A 16,553-nucleotide genomic window follows, 5' to 3' on the forward strand; every position below is an offset into this window, starting at 1 on the left:
CCTTGTCCTCCCGTACGCGGAGGACAACCCCATGAACACAATTACTACCTACAGCCATCAGCCTTGGAACAAAGGAAAAATGGTCGGGCAGAAAGCCCCGCTCCGCCTTAGAGATATCTGGGCGATCCGGGTGCGGCTGCAAATCGCCGACAAGACCCGAGATCTGGCGCTCTTCGACTTAGCCATCGACAGTAAATTGCGAGCCTGTGACTTAACCACGCTCCGTGTTCGTGATGTTGCCCATGGTAAGCACGTTGCATCGCGAGCAATCGTGATGCAAAAGAAAACCCAGAGACCAGTTCAGTTTGAGATCACAAAGCAAACAAGGACGGCTCTCGAAACTTGGATCCACCGGGCACAGCTCCGCAGCGAGGACTACCTGTTCCCGAGCCGGCTGCACGCGTCTGAACACCTATCCACTCGGCAATACGCTCGTATCGTTAAAGCTTGGGTGAAGGTCATTGGTCTTGATCCTGCCATGTATGGCACTCATACAATGAGACGTACTAAGGCTTCCCTGATCTATCGCAGGACGAAAAACTTGAGAGCGGTTCAACTGCTGCTCGGTCATACGAAGCTGGAAAGCACTGTCCGATACCTCGGGATCGAGATAGACGACGCTTTGGAGATGGCGGAGCAGACCGAAGTATGACCGTGCGATGCATAGCGACGGCCACGGCCAGCCGTCGCTAACCGGCCAAAAGCAGCCGATCATGAGGGGCCGCTAACGGCCAGTCGATTATAGAGTCAGTTCTGAACGCCTGGTGGCGCTGTCCGCATACTGGGTGAAGCACGGCAGAGGCTGAAGCCCATAGTGACGAACTATGCGAAAGCCTGTCGATGCTGCATGCTGCTGCATGCTGCTGAATGGTGTCGGCTAGTGCGAGCGCCTGACGGTTTTTCATGCGAATACTCACGCAATGCCCGGCAGATCGAAAAGTGGAAGAAATGAGCGGGGGCTGAACCTCTCATGGGTCACAAACCAGGTTCTCCGCCCCCCTTCCTTCGTCGATGCAGCGCCGGTAACGACATAACCCGCGCTCAGCCATCTTCTGTACCATTACATTTATCTTCCTTCCATGATTCCATTTTTGGCTTCCCTCGTTCGAACCAAACTACACCTTCAGACCTTCTCCATGCTGCATGAGAATTTCCTCCGCCTGGCCACACGCCTCGCTCTGCTACAAACGTCCACACGCACACCAAATCTTTATCTTTCAACAGCCGTTCAAATATGTCCTGTCGTATGTAGGCGTGTGAACCATCGTCAGGGCCCATGCTGCTGATGAATTGTGGCTTCCCTAGCGCATCCGCATAGACACGCGGATCTGAGAGCATCGGGGGTAATGGAGAGCTCATTTGCCAACCAAGGGGCTGGTAAATGTGCAGAGGCTCCGTCCGGAAGGGAGGCATCCAAATGGGACTCCCAATGGTATTTAAGGCAGGGAAATGCCACCTCGAGCTCACCTTGGTTATGAAACCTGGCAGGTGTCCACATCAACTGATCCCAGGTAAAGCGCCATGGGGCCTCAAGCAGATAGCCGTCGTCCGTGTAACTGCGTCCCGACCATCTCGAAACATCTAGAGAACGCTGAGTGCTCAGAAAGCGAATCAACTGTTTTTGATCTTTTTTCCTGACAACGACAGGCATGAGGAAACGCCATTCCTGCAGACGTAGCCCGTGCTCTCGGCTCCCTCCATCATCGTAACGATTCGCCACGGAGCGATGCTCGTAAAGGACTAGCCACTTTTCCCCAGCCTTGTCGGTTCGACCTACAAGGCTTGGCATCCCGAAGCTAGGGTCAAGCTTGAACGGCCATTCCTGTAAACAGTCTTCGGATATGTCCTCAAGAACAATTGGTGAGATATCTACAGAATGAGCACCCGCATCGGACAGCCCTTGAAGAACAGTAGGGTCGATGTCTCGATGGAAACCTAGATCGGTGGATGAACGGTAATCACGTGTTCCATCGACTCGCGCTTCGGAGAGCCAGTTATTATCGGCTACGCAATGCAATTCAATACTTTGTCGAGGTAAAGTCGTGGAACAAACATATCGCGCTGACCAGAATTAAGGACTCTCTGAGCTTCAGCAAAAAAACAGATGGTACGGATGGTGCGCCGGGGCAGTTGATGAAGGATTTGGCGGCTTATTTGGGCTCCGGCGGAAACAACAATATTCGTTGGGAATTTTCCGATGAACTATCGTGCGCCAAGAATTGATTGATGCGGTTAAGGCGGAAATTCTAAGAGAGGGTAAATATCAGAAATATCTGTATGAGAAGATGCAGGTAAGAGACTTCGGCGAAGCGCAGTCAGATGTAATGACTGCTATTGATGCTATCTTGAGAGGGGTGCCATAGCTGTGTTGATTTTTAATTTTCCGCATGCCTTCTCTGATCAAGGGGCGGGAGTATTGAGCTTCGTCAATGAGATGGGTTGGTTACAGGTTGCGCAGGGAGAAATTGAGTTGATTCCTCCCAAAGATGGCTCTTATCATTATATAGGCGACGCTAGCGGAGAGTTCCAGGTCGTGGCTTTGCCTGGAAAACGTTATCTATCTCGCTATAATGAAAGTGAGTTTATTTTTGAGTCGTTTGGTCATCCGGCGGTAGGTAAGAGTTTCCTTCTTCGTATAGAGGTAGATGAGAAGTATAATATGGAGGCCGTGGTGATGAAGCCTACGGGTGAAGAGCTTTATCGAGCGCCTTATCAACATCCGAAGCATCTGGGCACCCATCATCTTGCACTGAGTAGCGATACTGAGTGGCGTATATTCAATATGACTGGCCAGGTGGTATTTTCAATTATACGACCGGCAAGTAGTAACAATCGTGGTGTGGCACGTTTCAGCAAACCGTTGTTCTTTTTCCCACTGAGTCCTGGAGAAGAATACGAGGTATACGATGTAGAGGCGGAGCGAGCAACTGGCGTGCGGCGCTTCAACGGAGTCATTCTGGCGGTACAGGATCTCCCCGACGGCAGTGTGTTGGTGGTGGACTTTGCTGGTATACAGCGTTTTCAACTCGTCGATGGTGGCATTGAGGTGTCGCCCGTGCTTACCTTCGAGTCGGCGGTGGGCGAGGAAACCCGCGTGTTGACTTGGGTAGATGATCGCAATGTCTATCTGGCGTTTGATATCTATGAAGCGCAAAGCCTCTTATTGTTGCCGCTGAACGGCGAGCCATCGCAATGGCTCCCGTTCCCCACCGAATGGCGAATCGATGGCGGAACTTATGGTTTTAAGGAAGGGTTTAACATCTTGCCACTGGCCCGGCGCTACCATACCTTCGACCGCGCGCAGTTGATCTGGACACCGGAAGAGATGCTTAGCCAAGATTCGTTTCATCTGGATATTTCCGACAATATTGAAATCGAGCAGACCGCTTCGGCCGTTAAGGGCAAGCATGGTTACTGCATTCGTGTGAGGGATAAGTCTGTCAATAGAGCCATTCGCTCGGGCGCCAGCGAACTGAGCCGGCTTATTCATGAAAGCTGCGATCATCCGCTGGGATGGGACGGCAACATTCTGGATAAGAAGTTCGACGGACAGTTCCGCGTGGAGATTTATTCGGCGGATAGACCCAGCGAGTTCGAACAGGGTTATCTAACCAAGTTCGTGGCGGAATTCCGTGAGGTTCTCTATTTCAAGCCTGCCAGGAGCAAGGCGAGCTTGGCGGTTGAAGTAGTGTGGGGAGATTTGGAGCAAGCGTCGGTCGCTTTTGATCCATCGAATCTTTAATGCACACCGATCATATGCCATTGCCAGTGTTGGCTCTCGGGCTGCCAAGAAGCAAGTTTGAGACGAACCCTGCCGTTGACTTTGTCGAGATCTATTCCGCCAATTGCTCCCAAGCAACTTTAAGAAGGTGGTACTACTCAGACGTTTCTTCATAAAGTCCTAATGGCTGCTTTTGGCCGATAGCAGCCGTTGCGAACCGTTGATGGAGGATTGTCGATTGCGGCCTACATTAGAAATGGCTGCATATCGAGCTAAAGCGGCGGCATGACATCAGCTAATCAACTCTTCCATCACCCCACGAGATACCTCCCATCCCAACAAGCGATTGGTCAAATAGCTCGTCTGCCGCAACCCTGAGCGCGTTGACTACCGTACGGCTTTGCCATGGATCGCGCTGTTTCGCTGACCTTTCTCTGCCATCTGCATGAACTGCAGGCCGGCTCAGCCCGGGGGTTCGATCCGAATGGTTCGGGCCGCGACACTGTATTGGCATTGCTAGTGGCCGGGCGGCCGAAAGTCTTTCGCAACGACTGTCCGCACCTGAACGTACCCATGCAGTACCGCAAGGATCGCTTCATGACGCCGAATGGCGAGTACATCGTCTGTTTCGCCCATGGCGCGCGGTTTTTGCCCGAGAGCGGGCTGTGCGTGAGCGGGCCGTGTCTAGGGCAGTCGCTGACCGAGCTGGGGTATTCGGTTGATAGGGAAGGGCGCGTCTGGCTCGAAGAATAGAGGCCGGTGAAGTCTCCGTTAACAAAACAACAAGGCCGGACCAAGGCCGAGGTATAGGCATGCGTGACAACCCCCTACGTGGCTGGCAGGTCGAGCGGGACGACATCCGTTTCGTCGGCCAGGATCTGCAACGCCCCGAGTGCATCATCGCCCAGCGCGACGGCACGCTCTGGTCCGCCGACGCCGGCGGCGGCGTGATGCGCATCGACCTGGACGGCAGCCAGCAACTGCTCGCGCCGGGTGATGCCAATGTTGGTGACGCGGGTTTCGAGCAGCGCTTCGTACAATCACAAAACACCTCTTTGCCTAACGGACTGGCGCTGACTGTTGAGGGCGACTTCATCATCTGTAATTGGGGCCTGGATCGTATCGAGCGGCTCAGCCGGTCGGGAGAGCTGACCGTGCTGTATGCCGACCTCAACGGCAAACCGTTCGGCAAAACCAACTTTCCGCTGCTCGATTCAAAGGGGCGCATCTGGTTCACCGTCACGACCCAGATGCAGCCTTGGACCGACTCAATCAATGCGGACGTAGCCGATGGCTATATCGGCTTAATCGACGAGCAGGGCGTTCGCGTGGTCGCCGAGGGGTTTCGTGGCACCAACGAGATCCGCTTCGATGACCGCGAGGAATGGCTCTATGTAGTCGAGAGCAACGGGCGCTGCATCTCGCGCATGCGCGTTGGGCCTGATGCGACGCTGGGTGAGCGGGAGGTATACGGGCCAGACAAGCTTGAAGGCTTCCCGGACGGTTTCGCCTTCGACAGCTACGGCAACCTCTGGGTGACGCTGATCATGACCGACAAGCTCATCGCCATCACGCCTGACGGCGACGTGCTGACGCTGCTGGACGACAGCAATGCGGACGCGACTGCAGAGCTGTACCGCCAGCGCGACGCCGGCACCCTGACGCCCGCCACCATGCAAGCCGCTCGTGGCTCACTGGCCCCGTGGATGGCCAGCATCACCTTTGGCGGGCCGGATCTGACAACCGTCTACCTTGGCAGCCTGCTTGGCACGCGCATTCCCAGCTTTCGCTCACCTGTGGCTGGCCAGCCGCTGATCCACTGGTAACCCTTCCGATAAGAACAAGGAACACACGATGAAACTTGCGACGCTCAAGAACGGCAGCCCGGACGGTCGATTGATCGTTGTCGCCCGTGACCTCGGCCAGGCGGTGGATGCAACGGCCATAGCGCCGACGATGCAGCAAGCGCTTGAACACTGGGACCGCTGCGCGCCGGAGCTTAATGCGTTGTACAGGGCGCTGAATGTTGGCGATGCCCATGGGACCTTCATCTTCGACCCGGCCGAGGCGATGGCGCCACTGCCGCGGGCCTACCAGTTCGTCGATGCCTCGGCGTTTTTAAACCACGGCAACATCATGGAGCGTGCGTTCAAACTGACGGTAGACGTGCCACCTGGGGTACCAATCCTGATTCAGCGCCAGGGCGATGACTTCCGCGGCCCCTGTGACGATTACGCCTATCCCAGCGAGGCGGACAACTGCGACTTCGAAGGGGAGATCGCGGCCATCACCGGGCCTATTCCGATGGGCGCGGACCCGGCACGTTGCGAGGCGGGCATTCATCTGCTGGCGCTTTTCAATGATGTCTCCATGCGCGCACATTTGCCGCGGGAAATGGGCATGGGCTTCGGATTCATTCAGGCCAAGCCGGCCACGGTGTTCGCCCCGGTGGCGGTGACGCCGGACGAGCTGGGCGTGGCCTGGCAGGACGGGCGCGTCGCGCTGGATCTCGAGGTCTCGCGCAATGGCGAATGGTTTGGCCACCCCAACGGCCGCGAGATGGATTTCAGCTTCGGGCAACTACTGAGTCATCTGGCCTATAACCGCAACCTGGGCGCTGGCACCGTGCTGGGTACCGGCACGTTTTCCAATCGCGACCACAAGGCTTTCGGCTCCAGCTGCCTGGCCGAGCGACGAGCGTTGGAGATGATCGAGCACGGCGCGCCGCAGACCCCCTTCATCCGCTTCGGCGAGCGGCTGCGCTTCGAGATGCGAGATGCCGCCGGCCACAGCCTGTTCGGCGCCATCGACAACCGCTACGTGGCGGTGGGGGAATAAGACATGCGCGTTCTGGTGACCGGTGCCAACGGGTTTGTCGGCTCGCAGCTGGTAGCTCGTTTGCTAGGTGAGGGCCGGCTTGGTAACCGTGAGATCAATACGCTGACCCTGGTCGATACGGCCTTTTCGACACCGCCGGACGACCCTCGGGTGCACTGCGTGGTGGGGTCCATTGCCGAGGCTGAGGTGTTGCGGGGCGCCGTTGAAGGTGAGCCAATCGATGCTGTTTTTCACCTCGCCAGCGTGCCCGGTGGCACGGCGGAGCAGGATTTCGACTTGGCGCGCCGGGTCAACCTGACCGCTACCGAGCAGTTGCTGGAGCAGCTACGGCTGCACGCCTCGCGCCCTCGATTCGTCTTCTCCAGCACCATTGCCGTATACGGCGCGCCGATGCCGGCCCAAGTGGACGACACCACTCCGCCGCGACCGGGCATGAGCTACGCGTCTCAGAAACTGATCGGCGAAATACTGCTGGAAGACTATAGCCGTCGAGGTTTCGTCGACGGAATTGCGCTGCGGTTGCCGGGCATCGTTGCTCGCCCTTCTGGCGGCACGGGGCTGCTGTCCGGCTTCATGAGCGACGTGTTCTGGCACATGAAAGAGGGCCGTAAATTCGTCTGCCCGGTATCACCTGACGCGGTTGCGTGGTGGATGTCAGTCGGCTGCTGCGTCGATTACCTGATTCTCGCGGCCGTTCTACCGGTCGAGGCGACCGCTGCACACCGCACCCTGGCGTTACCCGCGCTGCGGCTAACTATGGCTGACGTGGTCGAGGGCCTTGTACGGCGTTTCGGCGAAGATCGTCGGGACCTCATCAGTTACCGCCCCAACGCGCAGCTCGAAGCACAATTCGGATCCTTTCCGACGTTGAAGGCCGAGGCTGCCGAGGCGTTGGGGTTCGTCCACGACGGTGACGTTGATCGCCTGGTAGACCAGGCCGTTTATGTCTCCTAACTCACTCTTCAAGGTGGCAAACCCTATGAGCAAACGTCGCATTGTGGACCTCTCGGTCACGCTCGATAACAACCCCTACACCGATCCACCTCCGCTGCTGCCCAAGATTGACTACGTGGATCACCAGGAAGGCTGGCCGGAAATGGCCGCCATGTTCCCAGGTTTGCGCAAGGACCAGCTCCCGGGTGATGAGAGCTGGGCGGCCGAGCGGCTGGACATAACCACCCACAGTGGCACCCACATGGATGCGCCCTGGCATTACGCCTCGACCACCGATGGCGGTAAGCCGGCCTTCGGCATCGATGAACTACCGCTGGACTGGTGCCTGCAGCCGGGCGTGAAGCTGGATTTCCGCGCTCTGCCGGATGGGCATGTGGTGACGGCTTCGGAGGTGGAAGCTGAACTGGCGCGCATCGGCCATGAGCTCCAACCGTTGGACATTGTGCTGATCAATACCCGTGCCGGTGCCTTGTTCGGCCAGCCGGGTTACCTGGATGCGGGGATAGGGATGGGGCGCGAGGCGACCATGTATCTGCTGGAGCGCGGCGTGCGCGTGGTGGGTACGGATGCTTGGAGCTGGGACGCGCCGTTCAAGTATACCCGCGAGCGCTTTGCCGAAAGTGGCGATGCCTCGATCATTTGGGAAGGGCACAAGGCCGGGCGCGACATCGGCTATGGGCAGATGGAGAAGCTGAGCAATCTGGAAAGCTTGCCGGCCAATGGATTCGTCGTCAGTTGCTTCCCTTACAAGATCAAGCGCGCTTCGGCGGGGTTCGTCCGTGCTGTCGCGATCTTCAAGGATTGAGTCGCCACAGTCCATCAGCCGCGCTGGCGTGGCGGCAATTATTTAGGCGCTGCTCGAACCTGCTCGTCGAGCCTTTCCCACCGGTGATGCCCTTTTATTTTCGCGCGGACTTGGAGTTGAGTTATGCGAGTAATGTTTTCCGTCTGGACCGCTGTACTGTTGCTGCTCTTACAGGGAACGGCTTATGCCGATCAAGAGCAGCGCGCTCGTGATCTGCTACAACGCGCTGTAGAGCATTACCGGGCCCAGGGCGATACAGCTTTTGCTGCGTTCAGTCGCCAGGGCGATTTTATCAACGGTGAGCATTATGTGTTCGTTGTTGACACCAGCGGCACCATGCTGGCGAGTGGCGGCACCTCTGCGAACCTGATCGGCCGCGATGTGACCGAGTCGCTAGCGCCGGAAGTGCGAAGCGGTTTCCGTCAGGCTTTGGCCGGTGCGGAAGGTGAGGTGCTTTCGGCGGAATACCGCTGGATGAACGCACGAGACGGCAAAGTCGAGCGCAAACGGGTATTTTTCGAGCGTGTGGGCGATCGGGTCCTCGCGGTTGGCATGTACCTGCCCAGGGCTACACCGGAGCAGGCGAAGGCCCTGCTGGATCGTGCGGTGGACGCGATAGAGCATGAACCGCTGGCAAGCATCCAGGCCATCAATAGCCTGTCGCCGCGCTTCAACGAGGATGATCTTTATCTCTTCGTCATTGATCTGCGCAGCGGCCGCTACGTCGCCCACGGCTACAATCGACGCTTGCTAGGTATCGAGTTCGCGACCATCAAAGACCCGGACGGCAAGCCGGTTGGCGCGCCGATACTGGAAATGATGCAGAACCGTACGGAGGGTGGTTACAGCTATCGTTGGCGCAACCCAGTCACCGGTAAGGTAGAAAACAAGTACGCGCTGCTGCGCAAGAGCGGGTATCTGCTGATCGCAACCGGCTATTACCAGAACGCTGAGACGGAGTAACCGACCTGACCTGTCAGGCCAGGCACGTACCTGCCATATGGCAATCAACGATCAGGTGCGGTGGGATACCTCACTTGCCGTCGGTGCTCTCTGGCTCGTATTCATTGACGTAGCCGACCTGGGCGTGCAGACGACCGAGCAGGCTCACTAGTGTGTCGATCTCAGCCGGTGACAGGTCGGTAAGCAGACGTTTCTCCCGCTCCATCGCCGCCGCGAAAATGCGGTCGTGCAACGCTTCGCCTTCCGCGGTGAGGCTGACGGTGTAACGTCGCGCATCGCGATCATCGACCTCCATCTGCACATGCCCAGCGGCGGCCAATTGCTGCAAGGCTCGGCTTACCGCGCTCTTGTCCAGACCGATCACCTGACTGATGCGGTTGGCGGTGATGCCGTTTTCAACCGCCAGCATCGACAGCATCCGCCACTCAACTACACCAACGCCAAAATGCTTTCGGTAGCAGGCTGATGCGCCGGCGGAAAGCTTGTTCGAGAGGAAGTTGAGCAGGCCCGGCACATAGCGGGAGAGGTCGAGATGTGGAGCGTGGGACATCGTTGTTTTCCGAGTTTTATTCATCACTTGTCGCCGTATAGTTGACATCACAACTAATAAGAGCCAGCATAAATTTCAGAGAAGCCGTGACCGCCGCCAGCCAAAGGCAGGCTTCTCCGCTAAACCAATAAAAATAAAGAGGTGTTACATGGCGTGCGCTAAACCGTTGATCCGTCCCAAGCCCCTTCGTTTCGGTGAGCATCATCTTGCTCACATGACCGTCGCTGTCCGAGCGATACCGCCACTCGCGGTGCTCACATAACACCTGCCAACGCGCTGTCGCGCTTGATCATACGCCATGAAGGGGCGGGCCGCTGAGCCTGTCTGGCTTATGCAATCAGGTGCCCCGTTAGCAGCGATTGACTGACTGAAAGGTCATTCGCGGTTATCTCTCGACACGTGTTGGCTTACTCACGTTATCCAAAGCGGCCTGAAATCAGGCCTCGTGCTTACTCGTGCCCGAAAAACCGCTTCGGTTCTGTAAGGCGCATGACGCGGAGTTGAAAGAGATGAGCAACACCATTCGCGAAACGATGGATACGCGGCCCATGGGGTCGTTTCAATGCATGGTCATCAGTCTGTGCTTCTTGGTCAATATGCTGGACGGGTTCGACGTTCTGGTGATGGCTTTCACTGCGGCATCGGTATCAAAGGAGTGGGGGCTTAGCGGTTCACAGCTGGGATATTTGCTCAGCGCCGGGCTTGTCGGCATGGCCCTGGGCTCATTGTTCATTGCGCCATGGGCCGACCGCTTTGGTCGGCGCCCCTTGATCATTCTGTGCATCTGCGTCGCTGGGTCCGGCATGGTGGCGTCGTCGTTTGCCCCTTCGCCAGAGGTGCTGGGTGTGCTGCGCCTGATCACGGGTCTGGGCATCGGCGGCATCCTTGCCAGTAGCTACGTCATCGCTGGTGAGTACGCCTCCAAGCGGTGGCGCGGGCTGGCCATTGCGCTGCAAAGCACTGCATATGCGCTGGGTGCAACCATCGGCGGCATCATCGCCACTCAACTCATCCCTTCAATGGGTTGGCGCTCGGTGTTCCTCTACGGCGGGTTTGCAACGCTGGCAACCCTGGTGGTGCTCATTCCGCTGCTGCCGGAGTCGATCGACTTCCTGCTCAGCCGCCAGCCGAAACGCGCCCTGGAGCGCGTGAACAAGCTAATCCGGCGCGTTGGGTTGACCCAGATTGAACACCTACCGCTTGTTAATAGTTCTGGTAAGAAGCAGCTTGGCGGCGCCTTTCGCCGATTGTTATCCCCGGCACTGCTGCGTTCGACCATACTGATTTGGGCGGCGTTCTTTCTCGTCATGTTTGGGTTCTACTTCGTGCTCAGCTGGACGCCGCGTTTGCTGGTCAGCGCTGGGCTTTCCGAGCAGCAAGGCATTACCGGTGGCGTGCTGCTGAATGTCGGCGGGATCTTCGGCACCTTCCTGATCGGGTTGCTCGCTGCGAAATTCAAGCTTTCTCGGGTATTGATCACCTATCTGCTAGTCAATGCGGTACTGCTCGCCGTGTTCGTCGCGACAACGGGCCATTTGCAGTTCGCGTATGGCGTCGTCTTGCTCATCGGCATCTTCGTCAATGGCTGCATAGCGGGCATCTACGCACTGACGCCGACGCTTTATGGACCTTCCGAGCGGGTCACTGGCCTAGGGTGGGGCATTGGCATCGGTCGCTCCGGAGCAATCCTTTCGCCGCTGGTGGCTGGAAAGCTGATCGACGCCAACTGGGCGCCGGCTGAGCTCTATCAGCTATTCGCGATCGCGTTCGTGCTTGCAGCGCTGGCGATCCTGATGCTGAGGCCGCCCGCGACGTCACCCATGCCCAATGCGGCGCCTGCGACCCACTGACTATCACCTAAGCCACCTGCTAAGGACCTCTCGCGCCATCGACATGGCGCGATAGGGCTTGCTCGCCCCTGATTTGGCAGCCAGCGCGTGGCCGACCCAGCTCGATGAGGATTCAACATGACCACTCTGCTTTGCTTGCGCACAGCTGTAACCGTCGTATTCGGTGCTATAGCGCTGCCAAGCGCTGCTTCTGAGTTGTTCTCGGAAAGCAGCGGCACCCTGACGACCCGCAACTACTACCTTGACCGCGACTACAAGGGGGCGACGCCAATCTCTGCCGTCCGTGAATGGGCGCAGGGCTTCATCTTTCGCGCCAACTCCGGTTACACCGAAGGACCGCTTGGATTCGGTCTTGATGTCGCTGGATTCACCGGCGTGCAGCTCGACTCGTCTCCAGACCGGGCGGGCACGGGCTTATTAGCCTATGACCCAGTGACGCGGGATGCACGGCATGAATTCAGTGAACTCGGCTTAACGGCCAAAGCCAAGATTTCCGAAACTCGCCTGGCCTTCGGCACGATTCAACCGCAAACACCTGTGGTGTTCGGTAGCCCGGCACGCCTGCTGCCACAGACCTTCCGCGGGGTTTCCGTGAGCTCCCGGGAGATTCCGAAGCTGGCCCTCGAGGCGGCCTATATCGATCAGGTCAATCAGCGCGATTCGAGCGGCTACGAGGACATAGTACTAGCTGCACCCAACGGGAGGTTCCGGCCTGGCACAACCTCGGATCGCCTCGTTTATGGGGGCGGGGAGTACGAGTTGAAGAGCAACCTCATGCTCAAGTACTACCGCGCGCAGTTGGAGGACGTTTACGTACAGGATCACGTCGGCCTTCTGCACATCGGTGATCTAGGGGTAGGCAAGCTCAAGACCGACCTTCGCTTTTTTGATAGCCGTGACGACGGCCGCGCGCTCGGCGGTTCCGTGGACAATCGTTACATAGGCGGCATGTTTACCTGGCTGGTCGGCCGTCACGGCCTCGGGGCCGGTTACATGGAGCTGCACGGCGATACCGCGCTGCCTTATCTAGGAGGTGGGGAGCCCATGGTTCACAGCGAGGGGACAATGAGCTCAGATTTCATGAACCCCAATGAGCGCACATGGTTGGTCCGCTATGACTACAACTTCGGCGATTGGGGCTTGCCTGGACTGAATGTGATGGCGCGCTATCTGCGCGGCAGCGATATCGATCTGCCGGCTTTGGGAGGCAGGTCTCTCAACGAGTCCAGCAAGGACTTCGAGCTGGCGTATGCCGTTCAAAGCGGCGCGCTTAAAGGGCTTGGGTTGAAGCTGCGGACTAATCGCTATCGAAACAATTTGAGCCGTGCGGCGAGCTTTCGCGACGCCAACGAGACGCGCGTGAACATCGACTACACCTGGACGCTTTGGTAGCCCGGCTGGCTTGCCACGAATCGTTATAAAAGGTGCGTCGAAGATAGTTGACACCGCAACTAATTAATCTAGGATGGTCTTTGACAACCATCATCTCCGGCGCGGTTCGTTGAACGCGTCGGTCACACAAAAACAATAGGTGTCCCATGCCTCGCGAAAACATGCTGTTCGCGCGCCGTGCCAGGTCGCTGTCGCGCCAATGTTCGGGCTCTTCGATCCATTGCGGATTGCGCAGCTTTGCATCACCCACCTCTGAATCACCGTTCACGTTGAACGTGAAGCGGGGCGCCCATGATTAAAGTCATCGTCTCGGAAAAATGCCCCGTCGCGGAGGGCATCTGTAGCTTCGAGCTGATTGGCGTCGAAGGTCCGCTGCCGGCGTTCGAGGCTGGCGCCCATATCGATGTGCATGTCGCCCCCGGCGTGATCCGGCAGTACTCACTGTGTAACGACCCGGCAGAGTCGCATCGCTACGTTATCGGTGTTCTCAACGAGCCCGCCTCCCGCGGAGGATCGCGCGGCTTGCACGAGGTTATCAAGGTGGGGGACCGGCTCACCATCGGCGAGCCACGCAACCTGTTTGCGTTGGACCCGACTGCGACGCGGCATCTGCTGTTTGCGGGCGGCATCGGCGTGACGCCCATCCTCAGCATGGCCTGGCGGCTGCATGCCATGGGCGCTGAATTTGACATGCACTACTGCTCACGCTCGAGGACGCATGCAGCCTTCGTAGACGCTATCGAAGCGGCGCCCTTTGCGGATCGCGTTCAGTTTCACTTCGATAACGAGCCCGCCCAGCAAAAGCTCGACGCCAAGGCCTTACTGAGCGAAGCCGCATCGGGGACGCACGTCTATGTCTGTGGACCGTCCGGGTTCATGGACCACGTGTTGGGCACCGCACGGCAGCAGGGCTGGGCAGATAGCGTTCTGCACCGTGAATACTTCGTTGCTCCAACGGCAACGGATACCGGTACGGACAAGCCCTTCGAACTTGAACTCAAACGCTCTGGACTCGTACTGCAGGTGCCGGCTGATCTCACCGCGCTGCAGGTGCTCGAGGCGGCGGGTGTGGAGATGGACAGCTCGTGCGAGCAGGGTATCTGTGGGGCGTGCCTGACGCCCGTGCTTGAAGGTGAACCTGAACATCGGGACCAGTTCCTCACTGACGCCGAACGCGCTCGCAACGATCAATTCACCCCCTGTTGTTCACGAGCACAGAGCGCCCGGCTCGTGCTCGATCTTTGACCACCCGCCATAACAAAAACGTGGAGAAGAACATGACCGTATCGATTGCCGTCCCTAGCGCCGAGGCGCAATCCATTGAGCCAACCGTGCAGCCGTTTCCGCTTGATCAGTGGTATGTCGCTGCTATGGGTTGGGAACTCAAGGACAAGCCCATCGGGCGAACTTTGCTGAACAAGGCTGTGGTGCTGTTCCGCACCGCCGATGGACAGGTCGCGGCGCTAGAGAACCGCTGCTGCCACCGCGCGCTGCCGCTCTCGGACGGTACGCTTGAGGCGACCGGCATTCGCTGTGGCTATCACGGACTTCTGTTTGACGGGGCAGGGCGGTGCATCGAAATTCCCGGTCAGGACAAGATCCCGAGTAAGGCTATCGTGCCCGCGTGGCCTGTTCATGAGCGGGATCAGATCGTCTGGATCTGGTTCGGCAGCGAGGCGCATCCACAGCCTACTCACGAGCCGCCGGCCTATGAGGTTCATAGCAGTGGGCAGTATCTGTTTGACGGTGACGTGTTCCACTACAACGCGCCCTGGCAGCTGATACATGACAACCTGATGGATCTCAGCCATCTGGGTTATGTGCACCTGAAAACTATCGGTGGTAACGCCAGCATCCACATGAACGCGCGGATGAAAGTGGAGCAGGAGGGCGACACCGTTCGGGTCATACGTCATATGCCCGGCTCCGTTCCACCTCCAACTTACACCGCTGCGTATCCCTTCAAGGACAAGATCGACCGCTGGCAGGAAATTGAGTTCTTCTTCAACCACCTGCGCATCTGGACCGGTGCGGTGGACGAAGGCACCGATTCGCTAGATGACCCCGCACGCGGCGGTTTTCATATGCGCGGCTTCCATGGCATCACGCCTGAGACCGACACCAGCTGCCACTACTTCTGGTCGATGGCGACCAACCCGACGCAGGACCATGAGGTAGTCAAAGCCAAAGTCATCGAGCAAACGGCGTTGACCTTCATGGAGGACAAGGTGGTCATCGAGTCGCAGTACCGCAACATCTGCCAGTTCGGCAGCCCTTCCATGATAGATATCCATGTCGACGCCGGAGCCAATCGCGCTCGTCGGGTCATCGATCGACTGCGGGGCGCCGTTAAATAAAAGCCTCCAGGCAGGCCGCCGGCGTCGACGGCCTGCCTTCTTCCGGTGCCTTCGGCGCCACTGCAAGCTTGGCTGACAACGTCGGCTCAAGGCTCTAAACACGAGGAGAACAACAATGATAGGCAATCGTGGCGTGGTATATCTCGGTGCGGGGAAGGTCGAGGTTCAGAACATCGACTACCCGAAAATGCAGGATCCACGCGGGCGCAAGATCGAGCATGGTGTAATCCTGCGCGTCGTTTCGACCAACATCTGCGGCTCGGACCAGCACATGGTTCGTGGACGCACCACCGCACAGACCGGGCTGGTACTCGGACACGAAATCACCGGCGAGGTAATCGAGAAAGGCAGCGACGTCGAGAACCTGCAGCTTGGCGATCTGGTTTCCGTTCCCTTCAACGTCGCCTGCGGCCGTTGCCGCTCTTGCAAGGAACAGCACACCGGCGTTTGCCTGACCGTCAACCCGGCGCGTGCCGGCGGCGCCTATGGCTATGTCGACATGGGTGACTGGACCGGCGGCCAGGCCGAATACGTGCTGGTCCCCTACGCCGACTTCAACCTGCTCAAGCTGCCCGACCGCGACAAGGCCATGGAGAAGATCCGCGACCTGACCTGCCTGTCCGACATTCTGCCCACCGGCTATCACGGCGCGGTCACCGCAGGCGTGGGTCCGGGTAGCTCGGTCTACATCGCTGGCGCCGGCCCGGTCGGTCTCGCCGCGGCGGCTTCCGCGAGGCTGCTAGGTGCGGCGGTGGTCATCGTCGGCGACGTCAACCCGGTGCGCCTGGCCCACGCCAAGGCCCAGGGTTTCGAGATCGCTGACCTGTCCCAGGACACGCCACTGCATGAACAGATCGCTGCCCTGCTGGGCGAGCCGGAAGTGGACTGCGCCGTTGACTGCGTAGGCTTCGAGGCACGCGGCCACGGCCACGACGGCGTCAAGGCCGAAGCCCCAGCTACAGTGCTCAACTCGCTGATGGGCGTGGTGCGCGTGGCAGGCAAGATCGGTATTCCCGGCCTGTACGTGACCGAAGATCCAGGTGCCGTCGATGCCGCCGCGAAGATGGGCAGCCTGAGCATTCGCTTCGGTCTGGGCTGGGCCAAATCCCACAGCTTCCACACT

General features: G+C 58.4%; 17 protein-coding genes. 15 read left to right on the forward strand and 2 right to left on the reverse strand.

Annotation, left to right across the window (positions count from 1 at the left end; translation table 11 throughout):
* The first annotated feature begins 31 nt into the window (after positions 1-31).
* From NA619_RS24250 to NA619_RS24295, 10 genes are all read left to right on the forward strand, one after another.
* The gene (locus NA619_RS24250) at positions 32-652 is read left to right on the forward strand and encodes a tyrosine-type recombinase/integrase (protein ID WP_255964371.1); all 621 of its coding nucleotides are present in this window, start codon (positions 32-34) and stop codon (positions 650-652) included.
* A 1,295-nt stretch (positions 653-1,947) separates the two neighbouring features.
* Positions 1,948-2,223 (forward strand): hypothetical protein, encoded by a 276-nt coding sequence (locus NA619_RS24255; RefSeq protein ID WP_255964355.1) that lies wholly within the window; start codon positions 1,948-1,950, stop codon positions 2,221-2,223.
* Positions 2,208-2,363 carry a hypothetical protein gene (locus NA619_RS24260; RefSeq protein WP_255964356.1) on the forward strand — a complete coding sequence of 52 codons (156 nt, stop codon included), beginning with the start codon at positions 2,208-2,210 and terminating at the stop codon, positions 2,361-2,363. Before NA619_RS24255 ends, NA619_RS24260 begins: the two co-directional genes overlap by 16 nt.
* A gap of 53 nt (positions 2,364-2,416) precedes the next feature.
* Entirely contained in the window at positions 2,417-3,742 is a 1,326-nt protein-coding gene (locus tag NA619_RS24265) for a hypothetical protein (RefSeq protein WP_255964357.1), read from the forward strand.
* 384 nt (positions 3,743-4,126) lie between these two features.
* Entirely contained in the window at positions 4,127-4,474 is a 348-nt protein-coding gene (locus NA619_RS24270) for a Rieske (2Fe-2S) protein (RefSeq protein WP_255964358.1), read from the forward strand.
* A gap of 59 nt (positions 4,475-4,533) precedes the next feature.
* Entirely contained in the window at positions 4,534-5,547 is a 1,014-nt protein-coding gene (locus tag NA619_RS24275; RefSeq protein ID WP_255964359.1) for an SMP-30/gluconolactonase/LRE family protein, read from the forward strand.
* 28 nt (positions 5,548-5,575) lie between these two features.
* Positions 5,576-6,559 carry a fumarylacetoacetate hydrolase family protein gene (locus tag NA619_RS24280; RefSeq protein ID WP_255964360.1) on the forward strand — a complete coding sequence of 328 codons (984 nt, stop codon included), beginning with the start codon at positions 5,576-5,578 and terminating at the stop codon, positions 6,557-6,559.
* 3 nt (positions 6,560-6,562) lie between these two features.
* Entirely contained in the window at positions 6,563-7,513 is a 951-nt protein-coding gene (locus NA619_RS24285) for an NAD-dependent epimerase/dehydratase family protein (protein ID WP_255964361.1), read from the forward strand.
* 25 nt (positions 7,514-7,538) lie between these two features.
* The gene (locus tag NA619_RS24290; protein ID WP_255964362.1) at positions 7,539-8,318 is read left to right on the forward strand and encodes a cyclase family protein; all 780 of its coding nucleotides are present in this window, start codon (positions 7,539-7,541) and stop codon (positions 8,316-8,318) included.
* Positions 8,319-8,441: 123 nt separating this feature from the next.
* Positions 8,442-9,281: a cache domain-containing protein gene (locus tag NA619_RS24295; RefSeq protein ID WP_255964363.1), complete on the forward strand. Its 840-nt coding sequence runs from the start codon at positions 8,442-8,444 to the stop codon at positions 9,279-9,281.
* 70 nt (positions 9,282-9,351) lie between these two features.
* Here NA619_RS24295 and NA619_RS24300 read toward each other — a convergent pair whose 3' ends face one another.
* Complete coding sequence (locus tag NA619_RS24300) at positions 9,352-9,831, reverse strand: MarR family winged helix-turn-helix transcriptional regulator (protein WP_255964364.1); 480 nt, start codon at positions 9,829-9,831, stop codon at positions 9,352-9,354.
* Between the two features lie 16 nt (positions 9,832-9,847).
* Entirely contained in the window at positions 9,848-10,036 is a 189-nt protein-coding gene (locus tag NA619_RS24305) for a hypothetical protein (protein ID WP_255964365.1), read from the reverse strand.
* A 304-nt stretch (positions 10,037-10,340) separates the two neighbouring features.
* Between NA619_RS24305 and NA619_RS24310 the strand changes: the two genes are divergently transcribed.
* From NA619_RS24310 to fdhA, 5 genes are all read left to right on the forward strand, one after another.
* A complete protein-coding gene (locus NA619_RS24310; protein ID WP_255964366.1) occupies positions 10,341-11,681 on the forward strand; it encodes an MFS transporter in 1,341 nt (446 codons plus the stop codon).
* 117 nt (positions 11,682-11,798) lie between these two features.
* A complete protein-coding gene (locus NA619_RS24315) occupies positions 11,799-13,073 on the forward strand; it encodes an OprD family outer membrane porin (RefSeq protein WP_255964367.1) in 1,275 nt (424 codons plus the stop codon).
* A 291-nt stretch (positions 13,074-13,364) separates the two neighbouring features.
* A complete protein-coding gene (locus NA619_RS24320; RefSeq protein WP_255964368.1) occupies positions 13,365-14,318 on the forward strand; it encodes a PDR/VanB family oxidoreductase in 954 nt (317 codons plus the stop codon).
* Between the two features lie 32 nt (positions 14,319-14,350).
* The gene (locus NA619_RS24325) at positions 14,351-15,430 is read left to right on the forward strand and encodes an aromatic ring-hydroxylating dioxygenase subunit alpha (protein ID WP_255964369.1); all 1,080 of its coding nucleotides are present in this window, start codon (positions 14,351-14,353) and stop codon (positions 15,428-15,430) included.
* Between the two features lie 115 nt (positions 15,431-15,545).
* Positions 15,546-16,553, forward strand: a 1,008-nt coding sequence (gene fdhA / locus NA619_RS24330; RefSeq protein ID WP_255964370.1) for a formaldehyde dehydrogenase, glutathione-independent, incomplete at its 3' end; no start/stop codon positions are given.

Origin of the sequence: Stutzerimonas stutzeri (assembly GCF_024448895.1) — a bacterium.
Lineage (GTDB): Bacteria > Pseudomonadota > Gammaproteobacteria > Pseudomonadales > Pseudomonadaceae > Stutzerimonas > Stutzerimonas stutzeri_Q.